A 26,276-nucleotide genomic window follows, 5' to 3' on the forward strand; every position below is an offset into this window, starting at 1 on the left:
AGGCGCCTTTCTCGGGAGGTCTCATGAAGACGTCGATCCTGCCCGCCGGAGTCGCCCTCGCGACCTGTGCGGCCGGCCTGCTCATCCCCTTCGGAGCCGCGACCGCGGCACCGAAGACCACGACGACGGCGAAACCGACACCCAGCGACGTACGCGAGGTGTCGCCGGACGCGAAGTTCTCCACCAAGCGGCTGGGCAGCCTGAAGGCGCAGTCCCGGCTCAAGGCGCTGGCCGCCGCGCCGACCCCGCCGGTCGGCACCCAGCGCACCTGGCTCGGGCTCGACGACTACAACGGCACGCTCTACAAGAAGCCGTACACGCTCAAGGGCGTGGGCGACAAGATCGAGGTCTGGGTCGCCGACGACACGTCATTCCCTGCGGGTGACTGCCGCGGCGCCGCGAGCACCGTGATCACCCAGCCCCAGGTGGACCGGCTGATCAGCGAGTTCGACGGCAACATGTTCCCGAAGGAGACGACGGCGTTCAGCACGCCGCCGGACCGCGACGGCACCGGCGGTGTCGTGTCGGGCGTCGACTCGACCGGTGACGGCGACAAGACGGTCGCGCTCATCGACAACGTCCGCGACGACAACTACTACGACTTCCCGGCGGCCTCGACGTACATCGCCGGCTTCTTCTCCTCGCAGTTCAACGAGCTGCTCGACCGCAACGTGATGACGATCGACGCCTACGACTGGGCGCACCGCACCGGCGACAACCCGCCGGACGCCTCGACCGCCGACCCGTGCACCAGCCGGCCGGCCCGCCCCAACCTCTACGAGGGCACCTTCGCCCACGAGTGGCAGCACCTGCTGCACTACTACACCGACCCGTTCGAGACGAACTGGATCAACGAGGGTCTCTCGGACTTCGCGCAGACCCTGGTCGGGTACGTCGACGCCACCAAGACCGTCGACCAGCCCGGCGCCGACAGCCACATCTACTGCTTCCAGGGCTTCGGCACCGTGCAGACGCCGTACAACCCCAACCCGCGCGACTGCGGCGGTGCCCAGAACTCCCTGACGCTGTGGGGCGAGGACCCGAACCCGGCCGCGGTGCTGGCCGACTACGGCAACGCCTACTCGATGATGCTCTACCTCTACGACCGGTTCGGGACGGACTTCATGTCCGCGCTGCACCGCGACGGTGAGTTCCAGGGCGTCGCGAGCCTCGCGCACGAGCTCCAGGGCGAGGGCATCAACGACCCCTACAAGGTCATCCACCAGTTCCAGTCGATGGTGCTGCTCGACAAGATCGTCGGCGACGCCAAGCACGCGATCGTGCTCGGCGCCGACAAGCGCGTCGTCACCACGCCGAGCCTGCGCTCGACGGTGAACCTCGACAATCCGGAGTCCTACGACACCCCCGGCGCCGCACCCAACGGCGCCGACTACGTCGCGCTCCGCGGTGCCGACGGCAAGGCGCTCAAGGGCAGCAAGCTGAGGTCGCTGACGTTCGACGGTGCGTCCACGCTGCCGACCCAGCCGCTCGCGTGGACCGTCGTGACCGACGACCCGTCGCAGCCCGGTGACGCCGCGCTGTGGTCGGGCAACGCCAACAACCTCGACAACAGTGCCGTCACCTCGGTGACGGTGCCGGCCGCCAACCCGACGCTGACCTTCGACGCCAAGTACGGCGCCGAGGCGACGTACGACTACGGCTACGTCCAGGTCTCGACCGACGGCGGCTCGACGTACACGTCGATCGCCGGCGACAAGACGGTGCCCGGACCGCTCGGTCCTGGCCTCAACGGCACCACGGCCGGGTTCCAGCCGCACTCGTTCGACCTGTCGGCGTACGCCGGGCAGAGCATCCTGCTCAGCTTCCGCTACGTCAGCGACGGCGGCGTCAACGAGGGTGGCCTGCTGGTCGACGACATCAAGGTCGGCGGCACCACCATCAGCGACGGCTCCAGCCTGGCCCCGTTCAAGTCGCCCACGGAGATCAAGCCGCAAGCGGTCGAGAACTGGAACGTGAAGCTGGTCGGCATCCGCGACGGCAAGGTCCCGGCGGTGCTGCAGGTCGAGTGGAACGGCCGCAACCACCTCTCGCTCGACCGTCGCGACCTGCTCGCCGCGATCCCCTTCGACAAGGTGGTCGCGATCGTCGCCTCCGACGACTCCTCGGAGCTGGTCCAGCAGTTCGCGCCGTACACCCTCAAGGTCAACGGCGTCACCCAGCCGGGCGGCGCCTGACCTGCTCCTCGACCACCGGGTCCGGCACGTCGCCGGCCCGGTGGTCGGGGGCACCGGTGGTTGAGGGCTCCGGTGGTTGAGGAGGGCCGCCAGGCCCGTCTCGAAACCCCCGCAGCGAAGGCAGGGCGATGAGAGCGGCTGGCGGGTCCGTCGTGGGTGCGCGCTGACAGGCTTTGTACGCGGGTACGACGGGCGCGTGGTCGCCGTCCGCGCCCGGCCTTCCGGTGGTTGAGGTGCGAGCGAAGCGAGCCTCGAAACCACCGCATGACCACGGCTTGGGGGGCCGCTCGGGTCGGCCGCCGACAGGCTAGCTACGCGGGTACGGCGGTCTCGGGTCGACGTCGCCTCCCGGCCTTCCGGTGGTTGAGGTGCGAGCGAAGCGAGCCTCGAAACCACCGCATGACCACGGCTTGCGGGTCCGCTCGGGTCGGCCGCCGACAGGCTAGCTACGCGGGTACGGCGGGCTCGTGGTCGCCGTCCGCGCCCGGCCCTCCGGTGGTTGAGGTGCGAGCGAAGCGAGCCTCGAAACCACCCCGCAAGAAACCTCAGAACTACTTCTCCAAAGTGTCCACATCCCGGTCAAAACAAGGGTTCTGAGCATCTCAGTGTCGGTGGTGCCTGGGAGAATTCTTCTCATGACGGCGATCGCGACTCCCAGGCACCGAGTGTCGGTGGCGGTCGCGCACGCCCACGCCGAGCTCGACGCCGTGGCCGATGCGTCGACGTGGTCGATGGACCCGGCCGAGACGGCCTCGACCCTGGTGGAGGTCACTCGGCTCGAGGCTCAAATCACCGAGTTGAAGGCCCGGGTCGCGATGCACGCCGACGAGATCGAGGTCGGCGACGCCGTGGGTGCGACGAGTACGGCGAACTGGCTGGCACACGAGACGAAGCAGACCCGCCCGGCCGCGCACCGGGTGGTGAGGTTCGGGTACCAGCTCGACACCCACCCCCAGGTCCGCACCGCACTTGCTGCCGGCGACCTGCTGGCCGACCAAGCGGGCGTGATCATCGACGCGATCACGAAGCTGCCCGACGGGCTCGACCCCGACGTCGTCACCCAGGCAGTGGCCCACCTGGTCGCCGAAGCCGCCCATCACGACGCCCGTGGGTTGAAGCGGCTCGGGGACCGGCTCCTCGACGTCATCGACCCGGCCGCCGCCGACGCGCATGAAGCGAAGCTGTTGGAGCGCGAGGAGCAGGAAGCCTCACAGGCGTGTCGGCTCACCCTGGTCGACGACGGCCACGGCAAGGTCCACGGCCGGTTCACCCTCCCCACCCTGCACGGCGCCCAGCTGAGGAAGATCCTCCTGGCCCTGGCGGCACCCAAGCACCAGGCCGCCACCCGCGGCGCCGGTGTGGAGCGCCGTCCCGGACCGGAACGGATGGGTCACGCGTTCGCCGAGCTGATCGACCGCATCCCAGCCAAAGACCTGCCGCAGGTCGGCGGCACCGACGCCACCATCGTCGTCACCATCTCCTACGAATCACTCATCGGCGACCTCGAACAAGCAGGTGTCCTCGACACCGGCGAGAGAATCAGCCCCGGAGCCGCACGACGGCTCGCGTGCACCGCACGGATCCTGCCCGCCGTCCTCGGCGGCAAGAGCGAGGTCCTCGACCTCGGCAGGGCCCGCCGCTTCCACAGCAAGGCCCAGAGGATCGCGCTCGGCCTGAGGGACAAGGGCTGCACCGCACCGGGGTGCGACTGGCCACCCGGCCTGTGCCACGCACACCACGACCCACCCTGGAGCCGAGGCGGCACCACCGACATCGACCACGCCCGACTCCTCTGCCCCAGACACCACGCGATCTTCCACCGACGGCCCTAGGCCGTCCGTGCCGCACAATCGGTACGTGGACGCCGAGACGCTCAGCCAGGCGATGGCGATCTGGACGGGATGGGGTTCGAGATCCTTCCCGACCCGCGACGACGACGCAGTCGTGCGCGCCTTCGGCGCGACCGCCGGGCTCGACGTGCTCCGACGCCTCAAGGCGTACGAGGCGGAGTTCTACACGTCGACCGCGCACACCACGGCGCCCGACCTGGCGACGATGGGCGAGCAGGCCGCCGCCGACTTCCGGCGCAGGCAACCCGACGCACCTGAGGCGGTCGTCGACGCACTCACGTGGTGCTACACGTTCGACTGGAAGTGAGGTGGCGGCGACGTGGCAGGACCGATGAGTCCGTCAACCCGGTCGACGGACAGGACCACGGTCATCGCGGTGGCCGCCGTGTCGTGCGTCGGGAGCATCGCGGCCTGGTGGCTGCTGTCCGCGGTCGGCGCAGACGCCGTCGCCTCGTGGGTGCTCACCATGTTCGGGATCTCGCTCGGGTTCATCCTCATGATCGACGACCGCAGACGATCCTGGGGCATGGGCCTGGCGATCGGGTTCGGGATCGTGGCCCTGGGCGAGGTGGTCATGTTCGTCGCGTTCCTCAGCTGGCTCGGCGCCCACACCGCCTGATCGCCGTGCCCTTACCGCACCCAGCGGTAGACCTGCCCGTCACGCACGTCGACGGAGGTGGGCGGCTTGGGCGTGGGGTGGCTGCGCAGGTGGTCGAGCACGTTCTTGCGCCCGCGGAGAGTGACGGCGCCGTCGGTGAAGTGCAGGTAAGGGTGGAGGAGCGCCTGCGCGTCGTGCCACTCCCCGGCGTCGATCGCGGCCCAGGCGGCAGCGGCGGGCGGCTGGAGCTCGGGGAGGTCGTGGAGCATCTTCGGGGTGCACATCCGCCAGGCGTCGGTGACCAGCTCACGCATCTCCACGGGGTCCAGGCGGTCGAGGTGCGCGCAGACCCACTGGTAGCGCAGGTCGCGGGCCGGCGGCAGGAAGAACGTCTCCGGGTCCGCCTCGATCAGGCCGTCGCGGGCGTCCCTGGGGTAGCCGAAGCGCATCTGGGTCTCGTCCTTGGAGAAGGCGGCGTACACGATCTGGCGGACCTTCAGCTTGGAGCGTCCGCCGATGAAGGCCTCGTAGGTGCGAGGCAGGGCGAGGCCGACGGCTCGTACGTCGTCGGCGCCCACCATCAGAAGTCCCCGGCCGCCTTGCGCACCGGCGCGAGCACCGACGAGACCGTCGCGAGGTCGGCGTCGGAGAGGGCGCCGAGGGCGAAGTCGGCGTCGACCAGGTCACGGGTCGCGACCTCGACGACCGCGCGCCCGGCCGGCGTGATCTCCGCCAGCACGGCGCGACCGTCGTCGGGGTGCGCCTTGCGCTCGACCAGGCCGGCGGCCTCGAGCCGCCGGACGATCGAGGTGACGGAGGTGGGGTGCACCTGGAGCCGCTCCCCCATCTTCCCGAGGGGCAGCGAGCCGCGGGAGGAGAACGTGAGCAGGACGAGCGCCTCGTAGCGGGCGAAGCTCAGGCCGTGCGGCTTGAGAATCGCGTCGAGACGCCCGATCACCAGCTGCTGGACGCGCATCAGCGTCGTGACCGCGTGCATCGCCGGCACCCCGTCCCACCGCAGGCCCCACTGTCGCGCGGCTTCGTCGATGGGGTCGAACGGAAGAGTCACGCGGGCGACCCTAGTTGACGCGACCCCCACGCAGCCCCGAGCGCTGGACGACCCGCTGGATCGCGAGGTCGCGCTCGTACGGCCGGGCGACGTAGCGCACGTCGCGGATGCCCTGCTCCTGGGCCGCGGACTCGAAGCAGAAGTGGCCGAAGCCGAGCATCCGTCCGTGCAGCGGGCGGCGCACGGTGATGTCGAGGATCCTGGTCAGCGGCATCGTCGCCAGGCTCTGGCTGAGCACGCCGTGCACCCGGAAGACCCGCATGTTGGTGATCACGAACCGGTCCCGGTGCTCGCGGACCGCCAGCCAGGCGGCGTGCGCCATCGCCGCGAACGCCAGCAGCAACGGCAACCACGCGACGTCGACCGGCGTGACGACGGTGACCACCAGCAGGCCCAGGGCCAGCAGGCCCTCCAGGGCCGGGCGCACGAAGGCGCACCAGTGGTGGCGGACCTCGTCGACGATGACCTCACCCTCCTCGCGCAGCAGGTGCTTGCCGATGCGCGGGTCGGTCCAGGCGGCGAGACCCATGGCCGACTACCGACCGAGCTCGCCGACGAACGCGATCACGGCCTCGAAGAAGTCGCCGGTCAGGGTGATCGTCTGGGCGCCGGCCGACTGGGAGGTCTCGGCGAGGCTGTGCGGGTTCGTGAACATCCAGAAGCCGAGGAAGACGGCGAGCAAGACGAGGACGACCTTCTTCATGGGGGAAGCTCCATCTGCAGTGACACCCCACCCGAGCTGGCGGAGTCAGGGCATGGATCAGCCACGTGTCTACCGAGACGGGCGGTCCGATGCACGCCGCCGCGCCGGTCTAGACCAGATCGTCGGTCGCGTCCCACAGCCGAGCCGCGGCCTCGGCGTCGAGCGCGTCGACCGACGGCTCCGCCACGGCCGAGCGCCGGTGGTAGCCGCCGGGCACCGCGTCGGGCGAGGTCGCGCAGAAGACCGTCGTCCGGGCCCCCTCCTCCGGCGTCGCTAAGGAGCGCCGCTCCAACGGGGCAGCCAGCCGGCGCAGGCGGGCCAGGACCGGGGCCGTCTCGAGGCCGCGGTCGGCGATGCGGGTGTAGACCGAACCCGGGTGCAGGGAGTAGCCGTGCAGCCCCAGCGCGCCGTACCGCCGCTCGATCTCCGCCGCCTCGTGGACGAGGGCGAGCTTGGAGGTGCCGTACGCCGCCCACGAGTCGTACGGCGTGACGCCGTCGGACAGCCACGCGTTGCGGCCCCGGTCGTGCAGCTTCGAGACCACGTTGACGACCCGCGCCTCGCCGTACGTCGAGGCCGTGTCGAGCAGCAGCGGGAGCAGCCGACGGGTCAGCTGTGCGGTGCCGAGGTAGTTGGTGCGCCAGTGGATCTCGTGGCCGTCCACCAGCTGCGGCTCGCGCCACTTCGAGCGCAGGTCGAGATGGATCCCAGCGTTGTTGACGAGCACGTCGAGCCGGTCGATCGACGCCCCGACCCAGGAGGCCAGGGCGTCGACCGACTCGCGTGAGGTCAGGTCCAGCGGGTGGGTGTCGTCGGTGACCGGGCAGGTCCTGGTCGTGGTGAGCACGCGGTGCGTGCCGCGCAACGCGGCCGCCGTCGCCTCACCGATCGAACCAGGACCTGCGCCGGTGACCAGCGCGACCCTCACCCGCTCAACGACTCCTCGTCACCGGTGCTTCTTCCGTGGTTTGGTGACGGTGAGGACCTTCACGCTCGACTTCCCGGACGAGTACGTCGAGTCACCGGCGTAGACCGCCTGGACCTTCAGCTTGCCGCCCTTCTTGGGAGCCTTGAAGACGACCGTCGCCCTGCCCTTGACGAGCTTGGCGGACCCGAGGGTCTTCCCGCCGCCCTTGAGGACGACCTTGCCGGTCGCCGGGATGCCGTTGACGGTCGCGATCGCGACGTTCGCCCGCACCCGGGCACCGGGCTTGGCCGAGCGCGGCAGGCCCAACGTCACCCGTGCGGTCGCCTTCTTCACCGTCACGGTCACCGCGGACGACTGTCCGGCCGCCGTGTTCGCGTCACCGGCGTACGTCGCGTGCAGCGACAGCGTGCCCGGCTTCGTCGGGGTGAAGGACAGCGACGCCGTCCCATCCGCGCCCAGCGTCCCGGACGCCACCGTGGCGCCCGCACCGTCGACCACGCTGACGGAGCCGGTCGGGACCGGGTCGCCCGCGCCGTGGGCGACACCCACGGTCAGCGCGACGTCGTCCCCGCGGACCACGCTGGTCGGCGCGGCGCCCAGCGTCACGTCGCGGCCGGCGGCCGTGACGGTCAGCGTGGTGGGCGTCGAGCTCGAGCCGGCGAGCGCATCGGTGCCGGCGTAGGTGGCCACGAGGTGCTGCGTGCCGACCGACGTCGGCGTGTACGGCAGCGTCACCGTGCCTCCGGCGCCGAGCGGCCCGGACGCCACGACCGTGCTGGTGTCCGTGTCGGTCACCGTCACCGAGCCGGTCGGGACCGCGCCCTCCGCGTCGGAGTTCGCGACCGTCACGGTCAGCTGGGTCGCCGTGCCCCGCGGCACCGACGCCGGGACTGCCCCGAGCGTGACCGTGGTCGCGCTCTTCAGGGCGACCACCTGCGCCTTGTTGCCCACCTCGTTGTGGAAGTGGAGCATCAGCACGCCCTGGCCGTTGTCGTCGGCGTAGCTGCTCGTGTCGCTGGTGACGTCGAGCGTGGCGCCGTCACTGTCCACGATCAGCGGGCCGAACGGCGAGTTCGCGCCCCAGACGTCACCGGTGACGCCGTCACCGGTCACGAGCACACCCGGGTTGTAGAGGTCGGCCGAGAGGCTGCCGTCCACGTCGTTGCCGTCCCAGCCGATCTCGTCGACCTCACCGGTCGAGGAGGTGGTGTAGGACGCGATGGCGTAGTTGACCCGCGGCGAGGCGGCGTTGACGCCGTAGTCCAGCAGCGGCTTCAGCCACACCGGCATCAGCAGCACGTCGCTGTCGAAGATCGCCGTGTCGACGTCACCGAAGCGGTTGTTGGTCACCTCGGTGTCGATCGTGTCGCCGCTGCCGAGGTCGACCAGGCTGGTCACGAAGACGTCGCTGTCGGTCAGCCGGGTGTTGTAGGCGACCAGGTCGGGCGTCCCGTCCTCGTCGACATCGAGGTAGATGTCGAACTCGACCTTGCTCGCGGCCGTGGAGTGCGCCCCGTGCGTGGAGATGCCGAAGTACGCCTGGCCGTTCGACGGCGTGCCGTAGAACGGCGCGTCCGAGGTGACACCGACGTACTGGAGGTCGGCACCGCTGTCGGTCGGGCCGTGCACGCAGCCCGTGGTGACCGCGCCGGCACAGGCCGGCAGCGCGGGGCTGGTGCCCTGGAGCTCCAGGCCGGTCACGAGCGAGGTGACGTTCTCCTCGTCCGCGCCCTGGTCGACGTCGTCGCCCGACAGCGCCAGGGTCCCCTCACCGTCCGTCAGGGTGACCGAGCCGGGCTGCGTCATCGACGACGCCGGACGCGGCGCGGAGTAGACCGGCACCCGCAGCTCGGGCAGGCTGCCCGAGGTCGGCGTCAGCAGCAGGTTGCCGCTGGCGTCCGCGAGCGACTCGAGCGGCTGGTCGTCGTCACCGCGACCGTGGGTCGGGTCGACCGTCTTGGTCAGCGCCGACGGGTCGTCCACGGACAGCGTCACGGTCACGGTCTGCGTGGCCCCGGGGGCCACGGTCACCGAAGCCGGCGAGATCTCGTAGTCGACGCCCGGCACGCTCGTGATCGCGTCGTACGACGTGTCGTAGGTGCGCGACGTGGCGCCGGTGTTCTCCACCGTCACCGTCTTCGAGACGGTGACCGGATCGGTCACCTCCACCGGGCCGAAGGAGACGCTGACGGCACCGGTGCCACCGGCGGCGTAGGCGAGCACCTCGTTGCGGACCGCGTCGTCGGCCTTGATCCGACCGCTGCCGACCCGGTTGGGTGCGTAGCGGTCGCCGCCGGCGGTGTCGGAGCCGTTGGTGTCGAGGTCCTGGCCGGCGGTGTTCATGATGTCGGCCTTGACCTGCTCGGGCGTCCAGCCCGGGTGGGCCGAGATGACCAGGGCCGAGAGCCCGGCCACCATCGGGGCGGCCATCGAGGTGCCGCTCTCGGTCTCACCCTCGTTGCCGGTGCCGACGGAGGTCGAGAAGACCGTGCCGCCGACCGCCGTCACGTCGGGCTTGAGGTGCCCGGCGCCCCGCGAGCCGCGGGACGAGAAGCCGGCCATCGTGTCGTCGTCGTCCGGGAACGTCTGGGTCACCCCGTTGCGCTCGGTGCCGGTGACCGTGACGGTCTGACCGCCGGCGATCGCGGCACGGATGGCCGCGCCGCCGGCATTGTTGACCAGCACGCCCGGGATGACCGCGGAGCCGGTGATGCCGGCCGAGAAGGCCTCCAGGTTGCTGTGGAACACGAAGCCCACGCCACCCGCGGCGGCGACGTTGCCGGAGCGGGCCACCGAGCCGCACTCCAGGTTGTCGTCGGTCCACTTGAGGATCGGGATCTTGCCGGCGATGAGGGCCTTCTGCGGGTCCGTGAACGCCGTGCAGCCGGTGACGTTCGGACCGAGGTCGACGATCTGACCTGCGAGGTCGGGCTTGGTGTCCCAGTCGTAGGCGATCGATCGCTCCGAGGCGTACTGCTCGTCGCCGTCGACGCTGTAGGTCACGTCGAGACCGTCGACGATGCTCTGGGCGTCGACCGACGCCGCGACCGTGATCGCCCGGGTCGAGGAGCCCGGCGAGCCGCTGACGTCGTAGAGGTCGTCGGAGTTGCCGGCCGAGATGGCCATCGTGACGCCGAGCGCCGCGGCGGCGTCCGACGCGATCGCGTCGCCGTCCTCCGGCGAGCCGAAGTCGGAGCCGAGGGACATGTTGATGACGTCGACGGCGTCGGCCATCGAGCCGTCGTCGTTCGGGTCGAGGGCCCGGTCGATGGCGGCTGCCGTGACGTCGGTGCTGCCCTCGCAGCCGAAGACGCGGAACGCCATCAGCTTGGCCGCCGGGGCCATGCCGGGCCCGATCCGCAGCGCTCCGAAGTCGGTGGAGGTGTCGTAGTCACCCGTGTAGGTGTCGCCGGTGTCGGTCACACCGAGGCCGGCCGCGCTGCCGGCGACGTGGGAGCCGTGGCCCTCGCAGTCGAGCGGGTTCGGGTCCGGGACCGGGACGGGCTGGTAGCCGGCGGTGTTCGGGTCGGCCTGGTAGGTGTCGCCGACGAGGTCGTAGCCGCCGATCACCTTGCTGGTCGGGAAGACGCTGCTGCCCCAGAGGGTCGCGTCGTCGGCGTGGGCGTGCTCGGCGTCGTACGCCGCGCTCGTGCCCGCCCCGCCGAAGTTGGCGTGCGTGTAGTCGATGCCGGTGTCGATGATGCCGACGACGGTGTTCTCACCGAGGTCGGCGCTGCCCTCCCAGGCGGCCGGCGCACCCTGGAGCGGCACGGCGTAGCTGTTGGAGGGGCTCTTGGGCGCGATCGGGTAGACGTGGGCGACGCCCGCGATGTCGGTCAACTCGTCGTAGTTCGCCACGTTGGTGGTCACCGCGACGCCGGCCAGGGCCGCGTGCATCCGGTAGAGCACCGGGGTCCGCGCCGGGAGGTCGCCGATCACCGCGTTCTGGGCGGCGGTGACCTTCGACAGCTGCTGGCGCGCGGCGGTGCTCGCCGCGGACCTGCCGGCGCTGCGGTTGGCCGCGAACGCGCGCCCGGTCGACCGGGTGTCGAGCTGGAGCAGGAACGAGTAGCGACCGGTGGCGGGGATGCCCGCCGGGCGGTCACCGACGTGAGCGCCGGGCGCGGCCTTCCCCAGCGCGGCGCGCGTCGGAGCAGGCAGGCCCTGGTGGTCTGCCGCCGACGCCGCGCCCGTGGGCACCGCGAGCGACGCGGTGCCGAGCACGAGCGCTCCGGCCGAGAGTGAGGCGATCCAGCGCCACGGACGAGGAGACGAGTGCGACAAGAGTGTCCTCCGAAACCGGGGATCGACGATCCCGAGGGCTGCACTACATCACGGAAAACTTCCGGGTGGAAGACATGAATTCAGTGCGAAATCCGGCGGCACCCCGCGCGTCAGCCGGTTCGTCCACGCACCGCGTCGTAGAACGCCTGCATCTGCGGTCCGATGCGGGCCAGCTCGACGTACGGCGCTCCCCCGGCGGCCCCGTCGACGTACGCGAACTCGATCTCGCCGTCCATCATCGAGCCGCGCATCAGCACCGGCACCCCGGCCGCCTCCGCGGCGGTGCACGCTGCGTCGACGTCGTCGACCGCGAAGCAGACGTGGTGCAGGCCCGGACCGCGGGCCTCCAGGAACTCCTGGTGGATCGACGGCCCGGACACGGGCTGGATGAGCTCGAGCTGGAGGTCCCCGGCGTACCCGAGCGAGACGTGGAGCGTGCAGTCGACCGGTTCGCCGCGCAGCGTCGTCGACTCCGGGCCGAACCGCACGTCCGGGATCCGGGTCCACGCGCCGACCCCGAACTGCTCCGACAGCAGCCGCTCGGTCGCCGCGATGTCGTCGGTGACCCAGCAGACCTGGATGATCGGGCCGCTCGCGATGCTCACCGGGTCAGACTAGGACTGGCCAGCAGACCTCGGTGGTGTGGTCGAGCAGGTCCTCGGGATCGCCGTTCGGCAGGTAGCGCTCGACGACCGGGCCCTCGGCGGACAGCGCCTGCTCGGTGACGGCGCGGCCGACGGCGGAGTACGCCGCGTCGAGGTCGACCATCGGGCCGTCGTACGTCGCGACCGCGTAGCGGACGGCCGGGCGCTCGACGACCTCGACCCGGCCGGGCAGTGGCGGCACCCGACCGTCAGGGAGAGCGACCGGCACGAACGCGACGACCTCACCGGCACCGTCGGTGAAGAACTCGGTCGGGAAGACCGCACCGTCGGGGCCGGTGCGCTCGACACCCGAGACCGCGAGGAGGCGGTGCAGCTCGGTGAACGACTCGATCCACCACGTCACGACCGTCTCGCCGGTGACGTCCCCCCGGATCGCCAGGGCCGTGGTGGTCGGCTCGTCGCGGTGCGCCACCTCGATCCGCTCCTCCTCCGTGAGCATCCGCCGCAACGAGTCCACGGTGTCCTGCGTCTGCTGGAGCTGCCGGCTCATCCGCTCCAGGTGCGCGACGATCACCCGGTTGCGCGCCTCCTCGTCCGGTGCCGCGAGAGCCGCCCGCACGTCGTCCAGCGGCAGGTCGAGGTCGCGCAGCCTCCGGATCAGCCGCGCCTGCGCCACCTGCTCGGGCCGGTAGGACCGGTAGCCCGTGTGCGGGTCGATCCGGGCCGGTTCCAGCAGCCCGACGTCGTGGTAGTGCCGCAGCGCCTTGACGGTCAGGAACGTCATCCGCGAGAAGTCGCCGATGCTCAGCAGGTCAGCCATGGCCGCCACTCTGCACCCTCCCCGTGCGGGAGGGTCGAGTCGATTTCTGAGGGTTGACCCTCCCGCTACGGGAGGGCGGAGAACGCGGTCATGACAGACACCACCTTCCGCCGCGGGCCGCTCGCGGTGCTCCTGACCGGGACGTTCCTGATCGTCCTCGACTTCTTCGTCGTCAACGTCGCGCTGCCCTCGATGCAGCGCGACCTCGATGCCGACAACACCGCTCTCGAATGGCTCGTGGCCGGCTACGGCCTCACCTTCGGCGGCCTCCTGCTCGTCGCCAGCCGGGTCGCCGACCGCTGGGGCCGTCGGCGGATGCTCGTGCTCGGCCTCGCGCTCTTCGTCGCGAGCTCCGCGCTCTGCGGGCTCGCCCCGGACACCACGACGCTGCTGGCCGCCCGGCTGGTCCAGGGCGCGGCCGCGGCCGCGATCGGCCCGGCCGTGCTGTCCCTGATCGGTGACGTGTACGCCGGCACGCACCGGGTGCGCGCCCTCAGCGCCTACGCGACCGTGATGGGCGTGGCCGCCGCGTCCGGCCAGCTGGTCGGCGGCCTGCTGATCCACCTCGACATCGCGGGCAGCGGCTGGCGGGCGATCTTCCTCGTCAACGTCCCCATCGGGCTGGCCGCGCTCGCGGCGGCACCGCGGCTGCTGCCCGACACCCGCATCGCCTCGGCTCCACGCGTCGACCCGGTCGAGGCACTCCTCGTGGTCGGTGCGCTGACCACACTCGTGCTCCCCCTGGTGGAAGGCCAGCGCCAGGGCTGGCCGGTGTGGACGTGGGTCTGCCTCGCCGGCGCGTTCGTGCTGGGCGACCTCGCCTACCTGCGCGGCCGCGCGCTGCGTCGGCGCGCCATCTCGCCGCTGGTCGACCCGACGCCGCTGCGCAACCGTCCGGTCGGTGTGGGGATCGCCGGGCTGGCGTTGCTGTTCACGGGCATGGCGGCGTACTTCCTGGTGCTGGCCCTCTACCTCCAGGACGGCCGGGGCCTGGGCCCGCTGGCGTCGGGCGCGGTCTTCACGGTCGTCGCCGCGTCGTACATGGTCGGTACGGCGGAGGCGGCCGCGCTCCTCCGGAGGTACGGCGCCCGCGCGACGATCGCCTGCTCGGCGCTGGTCTTCGGTGCCGGCCACCTGCTGCTGCTGGCCGCCGTCGAGCGCGTCGGCACCGGCGGCTCGGTGCTGTGGCTGGTCCCGGGCCTGGCCGTCGGCGGGCTCGGCATGGGCGTCGTGCTCGCCGCGCTGATCGGCACCGTGATGGGCTCGGTGGCACCGCAGCACGCCGGCACCGTCTCCGGGATGTCGTCGACGGTCCAGCAGGTCGGTAACGCCCTGGGCGTCGCGCTGGTCGGCATCGTGTTCTTCGGCCGGCTCGACGGCGGCATGGTCGACGCCTTCAGCGCCAGCCTCGCCTACCTGGCCGCCACCACGGTCGCTGTCGCGCTCGCGGCTGCCTTCCTCCCGCGCCGGCCGCGTGCGGCTCAGTCGGTGAAGGAGTCCAGCAGCGTGTCGGCAGCGGCGTAGGGGTCGGACTCCCCCGCCACCACGGCCGTGGCGAGCTCGTCGAGCTCGCTGCGGCCGTGCACGTCTCCCCAGCGCTGGCGGAGCGCGGTCACCGCGATCGCCTCGATCTCGTCGCGGGCCCGGCGCGTACGCCGCTTGTCGAGCTCACCGCTGGAGGCCAGCCACTCGTGGTGCTTGTCGATCTCGGCGACGACCTCGTCGAGGCCCTCGCCCTTCTGGGCGACGGTCTTCACGATCGGCGGGCGCCAGGACCCCTCCGGGCGCTCGCCCAGCTGGAGCATCGAGCGCAGGTCGCGACGCACCTGGTCGGCGCCGTCGCGGTCGGCCTTGTTGACGACGTACAGGTCACCGATCTCGAGGATGCCGGCCTTGGCGGCCTGGATGCCGTCACCCATGCCCGGGGCGAGCAGCACCATCGTGGTGTCGGCGAGGCCGGCGATCTCGACCTCGCTCTGCCCGACGCCGACGGTCTCGATGAGGATCACGTCGCAGCCGGCGGCGTCGAGCACGCGCAGGGCTTGCGGCGTCGACCACGAGAGCCCGCCCAGGTGCCCGCGGGAGGCCATCGAGCGGATGTAGACGTCGCGGTCCAGCGCGTGGTCCTGCATCCGGACCCGGTCGCCCAGCAGTGCACCGCCCGAGAACGGCGAGGACGGGTCGACCGCCAGCACGCCGACCCGCTTGCCCTGCCGGCGCAGCTCGGTGACCAGCGCGTTGGTCGACGTCGACTTGCCGACGCCGGGCGAGCCGGTGATGCCGATGACCTGGGCGTTGCCGGTGTGCGGCGCCAGGGCCGCCATCACCTCGCGGAGCAGCGGCGACTCGTCCTCGACGAGCGAGATCAGGCGGGCGACGGCCCGGGCCTCGCCGGCGCGGGCGCGCTCGACGAGGTCCGGGACCTTGACCTCCCCACGCCTTCCCGAGCCCGCTGCGCGACGCCCATCACGCACGGTGGCTTCGTTGTCGTCAGTCGCAGACATATCCCGAGTCGCCTCCCTCCTCCGCCTTGCCATCGCACGCGCTGGACGCCGCTCGCGACGGCCCTGGAAGGCGCGGGGAGGTCAGCTCACGCCGTGGGGACACGCACGATCAGGGCGTCGCCCTGCCCACCGCCGCCGCACAGGGCAGCGGCACCGACGCCGCCACCGCGGCGCTTGAGCTCCAGCGCGAGGTGCAGCACGACCCGGGTGCCGGACATGCCGACCGGGTGACCGAGCGCGATCGCGCCGCCGTTGACGTTGACGATCTCCGGGTCCAGGGCCAGGGCCTTGGTGGACTCGAGGCCGACCGCCGCGAACGCCTCGTTGAACTCGACCAGGTCGAGGTCGGCGGCGGTGATGCCCTCCTTGTCGAGGGCCTTCTGGGTCGCGTTGGCCGGCTGCAGCTGGAGCGAGGAGTCGGGGCCGGCGACCATGCCGTGCGCACCGATCTCGGCCAGCCACTCGAGGCCGAGCTCCTCGGCCTTCGCCTTGCTCATCACGACCACCGCGGCCGCGCCGTCGGAGATCTGCGACGCGGAGCCGGCGGTGATGGTGCCGTCCTTGGCGAACGCCGGGGGCAGCTTGCCGAGCGACTCGGCGGTCGTGTCGCCACGCACGCCCTCGTCGGCGCTGACCGCGATCGGGTCGCCCTTGCGCTGCGGGATCGTCACCGGGACGACCTCGTCGTCGAAGACGCCGTTCTTCCAGGCCTGGGCGGCCTTCTGGTGCGAGGCGGCCGCGAACGCGTCCTGCTCCTCGCGGGTCAGCTTCACGCCCTCGGCGTTGATCTGCTCGGTCAGCCCGCCCATGGCCTGCTCGGTGGCCTGGTCGTAGAGGGCGTCGTACGCCATCGAGTCGACGAGCTTCACGTCGCCGAACTTGAAGCCCTCACGCGACTTCGGCAGGAAGTGCGGGGCGTTGGTCATCGACTCCATGCCACCGGCGACGACGATCTCGCACTCGCCGGCGCGGATCAGCTGGTCGGCCATCGCGATCGAGTTCAGGCCCGAGAGGCAGACCTTGTTGATGGTGATCGACGGCATGCTCCACGGCAGGCCGCCCGCGATGCCGGCCGCGCGGGCCGGGTTCTGGCCGGCCCCGGCCAGGATCACCTGGCCCATGATCAGGTAGTCGACCTGCTCGGCCTGGACGCCCGCCTTCTCCAGCGCGCCCTTGATGGCCACGCCACCCAGCTCGGCCGCCGAGAGGCTCTTGAGGCCGCCGAGGAGGCGGCCGATCGGGGTGCGCGCACCCGCGACGATGACGGACGGACCGGACATGAGGAGCCTCCAGAGTTCGTGGGTGGATCTCTGCCGACCTTACCCACGGGTCACCGGGGCGGCGAGGGTGGAAAAGGTCACACGCACTCGTCGTACGGCGTGCGTCGTACGACCATGTCGGGCATGAGCCTCGATGCAGCCAGCCACCTCTTCACCGCCATCGACCACGTCGGCATCGCCGTGCCCGACCTGGACGTCGCGATCGCGTTCTACGAGACGACGTACGGCATGCGGCTGGCCCACCAGGAGGTCAACGAGGAGCAGGGCGTGCGCGAGGCGATGATGGCCGTGGGCGACTCCGGATCGTGCATCCAGCTGCTCGCGCCGCTCAACGAGCAGTCCACGATCGCGAAGTTCCTCGACTCGAAGGGCCCGGGCATCCAGCAGATGGCCTACCGGGTCACCGACGTCGAGGAGGTCAGCGCGATCCTCCGCGACCGCGGCCTGCGGCTGCTGTACGACGAGCCGCGGCGGGGCACCTCGGACTCGCGGATCAACTTCATCCACCCCAAGGACGCCGGCGGCGTGCTGGTCGAGCTCGTCGAGCCGGCCGCCGCCCACTGAGGGACACGTCACAGGGGGTGTGCACACCTGTTACCCGTGGGTAATGTCCCGCCCAACCCAGTCCGACACCTGACCACCCAGGAGCCGACGTGCAGCACATCCTCGACGCGATCCAGGCGGGCGACAGCAGCCCCGAGGACTTCGCGAACCTGGAGATCCCCGACCACTACCGCGCCGCGACCGTCCACAAGGACGAGGTCGACATGTTCGAGGGGGTCGCCTCCAAGGAGAAGGACCCCCGCAAGTCCATCCACGTCGAGGACGTGGCGCTGCCCGAGCTCGGCCCGGGCGAGGCCCTGGTCGCGGTGATGGCCTCCGCCATCAACTACAACACCGTGTGGACCTCGATCTTCGAGCCGGTCTCGACCTTCGGCTTCCTGGAGCGCTACGGACGCCTGTCCCCCCTCACGAAGCGGCACGACCTGCCCTACCACGTCGTCGGCTCCGACCTGGCCGGCGTGGTGCTGGCCACCGGTCCCGGCGTGACGAAGTGGAAGCCGGGCACCGAGGTCGTCGCGCACTGCCTCTCGGTCGAGCTCGAGGAGCCCGACGGCCACGACGACACGATGCTCGACCCGCAGCAGCGGATCTGGGGCTTCGAGACCAACTTCGGCGGCCTCGCCGACGTGGCCCTGGTCAAGGCCAACCAGCTGATGCCCAAGCCCGACCACCTCACCTGGGAGGAGGCCGCCTCCCCCGGCCTGGTCAACTGCACGGCGTACCGCCAGCTGGTCTCCAAGAACGGCGGCGACATGAAGCAGGGCGACAACGTCCTGATCTGGGGCGCGTCCGGCGGCCTGGGCGGCTTCGCGACGCAGTACGCCCTCAACGGAGGTGCCAACCCGGTCTGCGTGGTCTCCAACGAGGAGAAGGCCCAGATCGCCCGGTCCATGGGAGCGGAGATGGTCATCAACCGCTCCGAGGAGGGCTACCAGTTCTGGAAGGACGAGCACACCCAGGACCCGAAGGAGTGGAAGCGCCTCGGCGCGAAGATCCGTGAGCTGACCGGCGGCGAGGACATCGACATCGTCTTCGAGCACCCGGGCCGCGAGACCTTCGGCGCGAGCGTCTACGTCACCCGCAAGGGCGGCACGATCACCACCTGCGCCTCCACCAGCGGCTTCATGCACGAGTACGACAACCGCTACCTGTGGATGAACCTCAAGCGGATCATCTCCTCCCACTTCGCCAACTACCGCGAGTCGTGGGAGGCCAACCGCCTGATCGCCAAGGGCAAGATCCACCCGACCCTGTCGCGGACCTACTCCCTCGAGGACGTCGGCCAGGCGGCCCTGGACGTGCACCACAACAAGCACCAGGGCAAGGTCGGCGTGCTCTGCCTCGCCCCCGAGGAGGGCCTCGGCGTCCGCGACCACGACCTCCGCGACCAGCACCTCGAGGCGATCAACCGCTTCCGCGGGGTCTGACCGCCCGTCCCGCCTCGGCCAGATGGCCATATCCCACCCCGGCTCGACGATTTGTCGCGGGCCGGGGTGGGTTCATTTCGATCCATCCGCAAGACTGGGCGGCACATCCCCACCAGGGCCGACAGCAAGGAGCAGCGCCGCGATGAGCGACCAGGGACTGTCCATCTTCGACGACAACGAGCCCGATGAGGACGAGACCCGCACCGCCGCCGCCGACGACGCGACCCAGGTGATGCCCGCCGTTCCACCGCGCCAGGCCGAGGCCCCCGCCGCCCCCGCCGCTCCGCCGGCGCCCGCCCGCCAGGCGCCGGCCCCGGCGCCGGTGATCCCGCCGCGCGCCGCCCAGCCCGCCGCCCAGCCGGCCGGCTCCGGCGCCTTCCCCGTCGTACGCCGTGGCGGCTACGACCGCGACGCGGTGGACGCCCGGATCCGCCAGCTCAGCAGCGAGAAGTCCGGCCTCAGCGGCAGCCTGACCGAGTCCGAGCGCCGCGCGCTCGACCTCGAGCAGCAGGTCGCCGCGCTGAAGGCCGACCTGGCCGAGCACCAGACCCCGTCGTACGCCGGGCTCGGTGGGCGCGCCTCCGCGATGCTCCGCCTCGCCGAGGAGGAGGCCGCCGAGGTCCGCGAGACGGCCCTGCACGACGCCGCGGAGATCCGCGAGCAGGCCAGCCGGGACGCGAAGGCGATCCGCGCCGACGCCTCGCGCGAGGCCGAGGACATGCGGCTGGTGCAGCTGAAGGAGCTCGACGAGAACCGCAGCCGGCTGCTGACCGACGCCGAGCAGGAGCGCTCCCTGGCCCGCAGCGAGGCCGCCGACCTGGTCGCCTCCGCCAAGCGCGAGGCCGACCAGCTGCGGCTGGCCGCCGAGCAGGAGACCAACGAGCTGCGCACCACCGCCAAGCGGGAGGCCGAGCAGCTGCGTGCCGGTGCCGACCGCGAGGTCCAGGAGGCCCGGCGCACGCTCGCCGTGGAGAAGGAGCGGCTGGCCCGCGAGGCCACCGACCACCACGCCAGCGCCACCGCCGAGACCCAGCGCCTCGTGCAGGAGGCCGAGGAGCGCGCCGCCGCCGCCGAGGAGCGGGCCCGCGCGGCCTCCGCCCAGGCCACCGAGCACCGCGGTCAGGCCTCGACCGAGGCCGAGGCCCTGCTGAGTCGCGCCCGCCGCGAGGCCGAGCAGATCGTCACCAGCGCCCGCACCCAGGCCGAGTCGATGAACGCCTCGGGTGCCGCCGAGGCCGAGCGTGAGCTGGCCGCGATCCGCGCCGAGGTCGACCGGATGGCCAAGCGTCGCGACGCGATCACGGCCCAGCTGGCGTCGCTCCGCGACGTCGTCGCCGGCTTCGGCGAGGACGAGTGACCCAGCCCGCGGAGCCCGAGGCGGCCGCAGGCGAACCCGCAGGCGCCTCCGAGGACGACTCCGCGGGCATCCCGGTCGACGACGACTACCTGGGCGAGCCCGGCCCGCCCCTGGACCGGCACGCCCCGTTCTACGTCGGTTTCGTCGGCGGCCTCGGTGCGCTGGTCGCCATCTGGCTGGCCATGCAGGTCCAGGCGATCGGCTCCACCCTGATGCTGATCGTGGTCTCGCTGTTCCTGGCAGCCGGCCTCGACCCCGCCGTCCGCTTCTTCGAGCGGCGCGGGATGCGGCGCTCGTACGCCGTCGTCACCGTGATCGTGATCGTGCTGGCCGCGCTCGCGCTCTTCCTCGTCGCGATCGTCCCCGTCATCACCGACCAGGTGAAGGCGCTCACCGACAACGTGCCGCACTGGCTCGACCAGCTCCAGCGCAACCGGCAGGTCCAGCGCCTCGACGACGAGTACGACATCATCCAGAAGATCCAGGACTACGTGACCGCGGGCGACTTCGCGGGCGCGGTCTTCGGCGGCGCCCTGGGCGTCGGCCTCGCGGTCCTGGGCGCGCTGTTCAACGGCTTCATCGTCGTCGTCCTGACGCTCTACTTCCTGGCCTCGCTGCAGACCACGAAGTCCGCGCTCTACCAGCTCGCCCCCGCCTCGCGCCGCGACCGGGTCTCCCGCCTCGGCGACCGGGTCGTGCGCAGCGTCGGCGGCTACGTCTCCGGCGCGTTCATCGTCGCGATGTGCGCCGGCATCTCGTCGCTTGTCTTCCTCTTCGTCGTCGGGCTCAGCCAGTACGCCGTGGCGCTCGCGTTCGTGGTGGCCCTGCTCGACGTGATCCCGATGATCGGCGCGACGATCGGCGCCGTGATCGTCACCGCGATCGCGTTCGCCGAGGACTGGAAGATCGGCCTGGCCTGCGCCGTCTTCTACATCGTCTACCAGCAGGTCGAGAACTACGTGATCTACCCGCGGGTGATGTCGAAGTCCGTCGACGTGCCCGGCGCCGTCACCGTGATCGCGGCCCTCACCGGCGCCGCGCTCTTCGGCGTCGTGGGCGCCCTGCTCGCGATCCCCACCGCGGCCTCGATCCTGATGCTGACGCGCGAGGTGTGGGTCCGGCGTCAGGACACCCGTTAGGGCAGCTCCAGGGACCCGTTGACGGCCGTGGTCCGCTCCCCCAGCTTGACCCCGACGACACCCGCCAGGATCAGCAGGCCGCCGAGCAGCTGGACCGCCCGCGGCAGCTCGTCGAGCAGCAGCCACGCGAAGACCACGCCAGCGACCACCTCGAGCAGCGCGACGAACGACGCCAGCCGCGAGCCGAGGCGGCGGCTGGCGGCGATGCCGGTCGTGTACGGGACGGCCGCGGTCACGACCCCCAGCACGATCAGAGGCACCCACCACGCGACGTCGGTGCCGGCATAGGTCACCGCGGCGGTGGCCGACTCCATCGGGAGCACGCCGACCAGGCCGGCCAGGCCGAGCGCGAGGCTGCCGACCAGCAGGCCCCCGGCCGCCAGGACCATCGGCGGCATGCCGTTGCCCTCGTCGGCCGAGATCACGAAGTAGGTCGCCGCACCGACCATGGCGGCCAGCGCCCAGGCGACGCCGACCGGGTCGAGGTCGGCGCCCGACACCAGGTCGAGCACCAGCACCAGGCCGACCGCGGCGACCGCCGCCCCCAGGAGGGTGAGCCGCCCCGGGCGCTGACCGTGGCGCAGCCACATCCAGCAGACCACCGCGGCGGGCGCGGTGTACTCGATGAGCAGCGCCGGGCCCACCTGCATGTGCGCGACGGCCGAGAAGTAGCAGAACTGGGCGCCAGCGACGGCGAGGACGCCGTACAGCGTCACCAGCCCGGCGTTGCGGCGCAGCACGTCCCAGCGTCCCCGGAGGGCGACCAGGCCGAACGGGAGCACGACGAGGGCCGCGACCGAGACCCGGACCAGCACGATCGCGCCGGGGCTCCAGCCGGACTCGAGCAGCGGGCGCGCCAGCGGGCCGGACAGCCCGAAGGTCGCCGCCGAGACCACCGCGAAGCCCAGACCGCTGACCAGGCGGGAGCGGTGTGACGCGCTCAGCGTCGGGACAGGCGTGTCGTCGGCGACTTTTCTCACGCCTCATGCTATCGGCGATATTTCTACGCGCGTCGAGCGGACCCGGTAATCTGTCAACGTGCTTTTCACGGATGACACCACGGTGATGCTGCAGGCTGCAGTCGTGCTGGTGAACTCCGCCGTCACCACGGACACCCTGACGAGCATCGACGAGCTGGACCTCTGGTACGCCGAGTACATGCACACCACGCACCGCACCTCCGGGCCGACCGAGCTCGAGAGCGTGCGCGCCGTGCGCCACATCCTGTACGAGCTGATGACCTCCGACCGGGACCGCACCGCGGAGCTGGTCAACGAGCTGCTCGCCGAGGCGGGCACCACGCCTCAGCTGGTCCGGCACGGCGAGTGGGACTGGCACCTGCACGGCGTCTCCGCCGACGCCGACCCCGCGACCCGCATCGTCGTCGACACCGCCATGGCGATGATCGACGTCGTCCGCGACGACCAGCTCTCCCGATTCGGCATCTGCGCCGACGAGACCTGCACCGGGGTCGTGCTCGACCTCTCCCGCAACCGGTCGCGACGCTTCTGCTCGACCGCCTGTGGCAACCGCAACGCGGTGGCGGCCTACCGGGCCCGCCAGGCCAAGGACTGAGCGCTCCGACCCCAGCGAAATGGCCCGGACGGGCCATGCACCGCCTGACCCGGGCTGGTTAGCGTGCTCACTGGGGGGATCTCGTAGCGCCGACCAGTGGGAGATCTCGGGATGAGCGCAGGACCGGTCCACGCCCAGCAGGAGGCCGAGCGGGAGGTTGAGGAGCAGCCCGCCGCGGCCGAGCAGGCGCCTGTTCCTGCCGCACCGGTGCCGCTCACGGTGGGCGCCGCCGACGACCGGGCCGAGCTGGAGGCCGACCGGCGCGCCGACGAGGCCCTGGCCCGCCTGAAGCCCGCCGGTGCGGACCACCACGCCCACGGCGTACGCCGGTCCGCAGGTGCGCCGACCGGCCCGATCGGGCTCGCCGGCGGCGCCCTCGACGGTGACACCGAGCAGCGGCTGTCGTCGCGGTTGGGTCAGGGCGGCGCGCTCGACGCGTCGGTGCGTCGGCAGATGGAGGGCGCGTTCGGCCGGTCGTTCGCCGGCGTCAACGTCCACACCGACGGCGAGGCCGACGCGCTGTCACGGCAGATGTCGGCGACGGCGTTCACGGTCGGCAACGACATGTTCTTCTCGAAGGGTGCCTACCGCCCCGGCGACGAGTCCGGCAACCGCCTGATCGCCCACGAGCTCGCCCACGTCGAGCAGCAGCACGCCGGCGCGCACCGCATGGTCCACCGGGCGGTGGGCTTCGAGTTCGAGACCAACGTGATCGCCAAGAAGAGGCTCAACGACGGCTCGTTCGAGAAGTACCCGAAGGCCACCGTGCTGAAGCAGTACGACGGATTCCGCATGGAGACGGATGAGAACTCCCAGGTCGGCTCGACCATCGAGTTCGTCGTCGACCCGCCCGTCCAGGAGACCGACCGGAAGAAGCTGGTCAAGATCATGGACAAGATGACGTCACTCGCCCAGACCATCAAGGACGCCGACGACAAGACCCTCGACAAGGGCAAGGTCCCGATCGACCAGTGGCAACCCACCAAGAGCCTGCGCGACGCCGGCATCGGCGGCACACCCCGCGACGCCTGGGTCCTGCCGGACTACCTCATCCAGTCGAACCCGCAGGTCACCGGGGGCATCGACTTCGACAAGATCATCGACCTGATGTCCGAGATGGGCACCAAGGGCGACAAGCGGGCGCTCGGTACCGAGGACGCCAAGGCCGCGACGAGCCTGGAGGGTGTGTCTGCGAAGGCGGCCGACTTCGCCGGGAAGGTGAAGGCCGGCGGCGGGCCGGAGGGACTCCCCAACCCGAGCAAGGAGCTCCAGGGCATGGCCGCCCTGCTGGTCTCCTACCTGGTCTTCGGGTCCTCCGACAGCGGCGGGCTCCTCAACTACGCGAAGCTGATCTCGAACTCGATCATGCTGCGTACCGACTTCGGCTCCCTGTTCATGAAGCTGCCCGAGAAGGACTACGACGTCCTCATCCACAACCCACGCGGATTCATGACCTGGATCCTCCAGGTCGCCGAGCTGGACACCGAGCCCGACGAAGCGGTCTTCCAGCGCGGCGTGCAGAAGAGCAACGACCCGAACGACCCCGGGTACGGCGTCAAGGACGACGACCCGGGGCTGGCGATCAGCCGGCGGGACTGGCTGCTGGGGATCAGCATGGGCGTCGACCATCTCTCGGCGAAGACCAACCGGGGCCTCGCGGCGAAGCTCGAGGGCCTGGGTGCCCTGGGCGGGAAGTTCGACGCCGTCGGCGACGAGGCCGGCAAGAAGCCGAAGAACCAGACGAAGACCGGCGCGGTCATGGAGTTCCGCAACATGCCGAAGGACGTCTACTACAAGGAGTGGGGACCGCTCGCGCTGCGGACCTTCGACTACATCGTCGGGCTCAACAACCGCTGAGCCTCAGGCCAGGAAGCGGCGCAGCACCTCGGTGAAGACGGCCGGCTGCTCCGAGTGCACCCAGTGCCCGGCACCCTTGATCGTCACGCGGCGGTTGCGCGGGAACCAGTGGTCCATCGCGGCGACGAACTCCTCACGCACGTAGCCCGAGTCCTGGCCGTTGACCCACAGCGTGCTCCCCTCGTACGGCGGCGTTCCGGCCAGCGCCTCGTCGGGCCAGTCGCCGAGCACGTCGATGTCGCGGCCGAGCACGTCGAGGTTGGGCTGCCAGGCCCAGCCGTCGCCCTCGTGGCGGAGGTTCTGGAGCAGGAAGCTGCGCACCGTCGGGTCCGGCACCGCGTCGACGAGCGCCGCGTCCGCCTCGCTGCGACGTTCCAGCGCCGTCAGGTCGAGTCGCTGCATGGCGTCGATGTAGCCGACGAACTCACTCTTCGAGCGGTAGGCCACCGGTGACACGTCGACGACGCAGAGCCGCTCGACGAGCTCGGGGTGCCGCAGGGCCAGCACCATCGCGGCCTTGCCGCCCATCGAGTGGCCGACCAGCGCGACCGGGTCGTCGGCGCTGAAGAGCTCGGCGACCTGGTCGGCGACGTCCACGTAGTCGAAGTGGTCGCGCCACGGCGACCGGCCGTGGTGGGGCATGTCGACGAGGAGCACGCGGTGGTCGGTGGCGACCGCCTTGGCGATCGTCGTCCAGTTCTTGCCCTGCCCGAAGAGGCCGTGGCAGAAGGCGACCAACGGCCCGTTCTCCCCCAGGGAGGTCGTGTGCAGGGCCATGCAGCGAGGTTAGTTCAGCACCAGCGGCGTACGCCGGCGGGGCTCAGGTCGCGGTCGCGCAGCACGACCGCGAGCCGGTCGCCGTACTGCGCGCAGGTCCGGCGGAAGTCGCGGGCGCGGTACTCGATCGCCAGCACCCGGTCGCCGTACGCGCGCACGTAGCTGCCGCACTCGCGGTAGCGGCCGCACTCCTCCGCGACGGCGAAGTCGTAGCCGAGCGTGGTGCCGTCGAGGTCGGCGAGGTTCTTCTGCCCGGCCGCGAGACCGGCCCGGTGCGCGCCGCGGACGAGGAGCCGGGCGTAGGCGAGGGCCTGACCGCGCCTCATCAGGCCGTGGCTGCGGGTGTAGGAGTCGAGGTTGTCGTACTCGACCGCGTCGTAGCCGGCGCGGGCGCAGCCGCGCGTCCACCGCCCGACGATGTCGGCGAGCCGGTGCCGCTTCGCGGCCGTGCGTACGTCGAGCAGCTGCTCGCCCCAGGCCTCGTCGACGACCGGACGGCCGTGCTCGCGCAGGACCAGGTCGGGGTGCCGCCGCCACACGGTGCGCTCCCCCGGCTGGGTCTGGAAACCGTTGACGTAGCAGACGTTGTAGCGGCCCGGCAGCGGCCGGGCCTCACGGTCTCGCACCACGATGCCCACGTGCGCAGGCGTGGAGCGCACGCCGCCGAGCTGGTAGTCGACATCGGTCCCGGTCGGCAGTGGCAGGACGGCCAGCAGCAGAGCGACGAGCAGCACGGGCACACCC

Annotated in this window: 24 protein-coding genes; 11 read left to right on the forward strand and 13 right to left on the reverse strand. The window is 71.3% G+C overall.

Annotated features, from left to right (window positions below; translation table 11 throughout):
* The first annotated feature begins 23 nt into the window (after nucleotides 1-23).
* The 4 genes from ACFPYL_RS20325 (at nucleotide 24) to ACFPYL_RS20340 (ending at nucleotide 4,664) form a co-directional block, all read left to right on the forward strand.
* Entirely contained in the window at nucleotides 24-2,195 is a 2,172-nt protein-coding gene (locus tag ACFPYL_RS20325; RefSeq protein WP_379158670.1) for a choice-of-anchor J domain-containing protein, read from the forward strand.
* A 635-nt stretch (nucleotides 2,196-2,830) separates the two neighbouring features.
* A complete protein-coding gene (locus ACFPYL_RS20330) occupies nucleotides 2,831-4,027 on the forward strand; it encodes an HNH endonuclease signature motif containing protein (protein WP_379158673.1) in 1,197 nt (398 codons plus the stop codon).
* 25 nt (nucleotides 4,028-4,052) lie between these two features.
* A complete protein-coding gene (locus ACFPYL_RS20335) occupies nucleotides 4,053-4,352 on the forward strand; it encodes a hypothetical protein (RefSeq protein ID WP_379158676.1) in 300 nt (99 codons plus the stop codon).
* Between the two features lie 69 nt (nucleotides 4,353-4,421).
* Complete coding sequence (locus tag ACFPYL_RS20340) at nucleotides 4,422-4,664, forward strand: hypothetical protein (protein ID WP_379158679.1); 243 nt, start codon at nucleotides 4,422-4,424, stop codon at nucleotides 4,662-4,664.
* An 11-nt stretch (nucleotides 4,665-4,675) separates the two neighbouring features.
* Here the strand turns inward: ACFPYL_RS20340 and ACFPYL_RS20345 are convergent, their stop codons facing one another.
* From ACFPYL_RS20345 to ACFPYL_RS20380, 8 genes are all read right to left on the reverse strand, one after another.
* The gene (locus tag ACFPYL_RS20345) at nucleotides 4,676-5,224 is read right to left on the reverse strand and encodes an MmcQ/YjbR family DNA-binding protein (protein WP_379158682.1); all 549 of its coding nucleotides are present in this window, start codon (nucleotides 5,222-5,224) and stop codon (nucleotides 4,676-4,678) included.
* A complete protein-coding gene (locus ACFPYL_RS20350; RefSeq protein ID WP_379158685.1) occupies nucleotides 5,224-5,712 on the reverse strand; it encodes a MarR family winged helix-turn-helix transcriptional regulator in 489 nt (162 codons plus the stop codon). The genes ACFPYL_RS20345 and ACFPYL_RS20350 overlap by 1 nt, the downstream gene beginning before the upstream one ends.
* 10 nt (nucleotides 5,713-5,722) lie before the next feature.
* Nucleotides 5,723-6,241, reverse strand: a complete 519-nt coding sequence (locus ACFPYL_RS20355; RefSeq protein ID WP_379158687.1) for a PH domain-containing protein — start codon at nucleotides 6,239-6,241, stop codon at nucleotides 5,723-5,725.
* Nucleotides 6,242-6,247: 6 nt separating this feature from the next.
* Nucleotides 6,248-6,415 carry a hypothetical protein gene (locus ACFPYL_RS20360; protein WP_379158690.1) on the reverse strand — a complete coding sequence of 56 codons (168 nt, stop codon included), beginning with the start codon at nucleotides 6,413-6,415 and terminating at the stop codon, nucleotides 6,248-6,250.
* Nucleotides 6,416-6,524: 109 nt separating this feature from the next.
* Entirely contained in the window at nucleotides 6,525-7,343 is an 819-nt protein-coding gene (locus tag ACFPYL_RS20365) for an SDR family NAD(P)-dependent oxidoreductase (RefSeq protein WP_379158693.1), read from the reverse strand.
* 18 nt (nucleotides 7,344-7,361) lie between these two features.
* On the reverse strand, nucleotides 7,362-11,567 hold the full coding sequence (locus tag ACFPYL_RS20370; RefSeq protein WP_379158696.1) for a S8 family serine peptidase: 4,206 nt from the start codon (nucleotides 11,565-11,567) through the stop codon (nucleotides 7,362-7,364).
* 170 nt (nucleotides 11,568-11,737) lie between these two features.
* Complete coding sequence (locus tag ACFPYL_RS20375) at nucleotides 11,738-12,232, reverse strand: VOC family protein (RefSeq protein ID WP_379158699.1); 495 nt, start codon at nucleotides 12,230-12,232, stop codon at nucleotides 11,738-11,740.
* 4 nt (nucleotides 12,233-12,236) lie between these two features.
* Nucleotides 12,237-13,052, reverse strand: coding sequence for a MerR family transcriptional regulator (locus tag ACFPYL_RS20380; protein WP_379158702.1), 816 nt, complete (start codon nucleotides 13,050-13,052; stop codon nucleotides 12,237-12,239).
* 90 nt (nucleotides 13,053-13,142) lie between these two features.
* Between ACFPYL_RS20380 and ACFPYL_RS20385 the strand changes: the two genes are divergently transcribed.
* Nucleotides 13,143-14,576, forward strand: coding sequence for an MFS transporter (locus tag ACFPYL_RS20385; protein WP_379158705.1), 1,434 nt, complete (start codon nucleotides 13,143-13,145; stop codon nucleotides 14,574-14,576).
* Here the strand turns inward: ACFPYL_RS20385 and meaB are convergent.
* Both meaB and ACFPYL_RS20395 read right to left on the reverse strand, forming a co-directional pair.
* Complete coding sequence (meaB, locus tag ACFPYL_RS20390; RefSeq protein WP_379158708.1) at nucleotides 14,534-15,556, reverse strand: methylmalonyl Co-A mutase-associated GTPase MeaB; 1,023 nt, start codon at nucleotides 15,554-15,556, stop codon at nucleotides 14,534-14,536. The two genes, ACFPYL_RS20385 and meaB, sit on opposite strands and share 43 nt — an antisense overlap.
* Before the next feature lie 86 nt (nucleotides 15,557-15,642).
* The gene (locus tag ACFPYL_RS20395) at nucleotides 15,643-16,836 is read right to left on the reverse strand and encodes an acetyl-CoA C-acetyltransferase (protein ID WP_379158712.1); all 1,194 of its coding nucleotides are present in this window, start codon (nucleotides 16,834-16,836) and stop codon (nucleotides 15,643-15,645) included.
* A 114-nt stretch (nucleotides 16,837-16,950) separates the two neighbouring features.
* Here ACFPYL_RS20395 and mce point away from each other — a divergent pair, with 114 nt between their 5' ends.
* The 4 genes from mce (at nucleotide 16,951) to ACFPYL_RS20415 (ending at nucleotide 21,323) form a co-directional block, all read left to right on the forward strand.
* A complete protein-coding gene (gene mce, locus ACFPYL_RS20400; RefSeq protein ID WP_379160861.1) occupies nucleotides 16,951-17,400 on the forward strand; it encodes a methylmalonyl-CoA epimerase in 450 nt (149 codons plus the stop codon).
* Nucleotides 17,401-17,489: 89 nt separating this feature from the next.
* On the forward strand, nucleotides 17,490-18,827 hold the full coding sequence (gene ccrA / locus ACFPYL_RS20405; RefSeq protein ID WP_379158715.1) for a crotonyl-CoA carboxylase/reductase: 1,338 nt from the start codon (nucleotides 17,490-17,492) through the stop codon (nucleotides 18,825-18,827).
* 142 nt (nucleotides 18,828-18,969) lie between these two features.
* Nucleotides 18,970-20,184 (forward strand): hypothetical protein, encoded by a 1,215-nt coding sequence (locus ACFPYL_RS20410; RefSeq protein ID WP_379158718.1) that lies wholly within the window; start codon nucleotides 18,970-18,972, stop codon nucleotides 20,182-20,184.
* Complete coding sequence (locus tag ACFPYL_RS20415; RefSeq protein WP_379158721.1) at nucleotides 20,181-21,323, forward strand: AI-2E family transporter; 1,143 nt, start codon at nucleotides 20,181-20,183, stop codon at nucleotides 21,321-21,323. Before ACFPYL_RS20410 ends, ACFPYL_RS20415 begins: the two co-directional genes overlap by 4 nt.
* Here the strand turns inward: ACFPYL_RS20415 and ACFPYL_RS20420 are convergent.
* Nucleotides 21,320-22,303 (reverse strand): EamA family transporter, encoded by a 984-nt coding sequence (locus tag ACFPYL_RS20420; RefSeq protein WP_379158724.1) that lies wholly within the window; start codon nucleotides 22,301-22,303, stop codon nucleotides 21,320-21,322. The two genes, ACFPYL_RS20415 and ACFPYL_RS20420, sit on opposite strands and share 4 nt — an antisense overlap.
* A 58-nt stretch (nucleotides 22,304-22,361) precedes the next feature.
* Between ACFPYL_RS20420 and ACFPYL_RS20425 the strand changes: the two genes are divergently transcribed.
* On the forward strand, nucleotides 22,362-22,898 hold the full coding sequence (locus ACFPYL_RS20425; protein WP_379158726.1) for a CGNR zinc finger domain-containing protein: 537 nt from the start codon (nucleotides 22,362-22,364) through the stop codon (nucleotides 22,896-22,898).
* Between the two features lie 111 nt (nucleotides 22,899-23,009).
* Nucleotides 23,010-24,755, forward strand: a complete 1,746-nt coding sequence (locus ACFPYL_RS20430) for an eCIS core domain-containing protein (RefSeq protein WP_379158729.1) — start codon at nucleotides 23,010-23,012, stop codon at nucleotides 24,753-24,755.
* Between the two features lie 3 nt (nucleotides 24,756-24,758).
* Here ACFPYL_RS20430 and ACFPYL_RS20435 read toward each other — a convergent pair whose 3' ends face one another.
* Together ACFPYL_RS20435 and ACFPYL_RS20440 are read right to left on the reverse strand one after the other, a co-directional pair.
* Nucleotides 24,759-25,532: an alpha/beta fold hydrolase gene (locus ACFPYL_RS20435; protein ID WP_379158732.1), complete on the reverse strand. Its 774-nt coding sequence runs from the start codon at nucleotides 25,530-25,532 to the stop codon at nucleotides 24,759-24,761.
* Nucleotides 25,533-25,546: 14 nt separating this feature from the next.
* Nucleotides 25,547-26,266 (reverse strand): endo alpha-1,4 polygalactosaminidase, encoded by a 720-nt coding sequence (locus ACFPYL_RS20440; RefSeq protein WP_379158735.1) that lies wholly within the window; start codon nucleotides 26,264-26,266, stop codon nucleotides 25,547-25,549.
* Between the last annotated feature and the right edge of the window lie 10 nt (nucleotides 26,267-26,276).

Source organism: Nocardioides hankookensis, from assembly GCF_042658885.1.
GTDB lineage: Bacteria > Actinomycetota > Actinomycetes > Propionibacteriales > Nocardioidaceae > Nocardioides > Nocardioides hankookensis.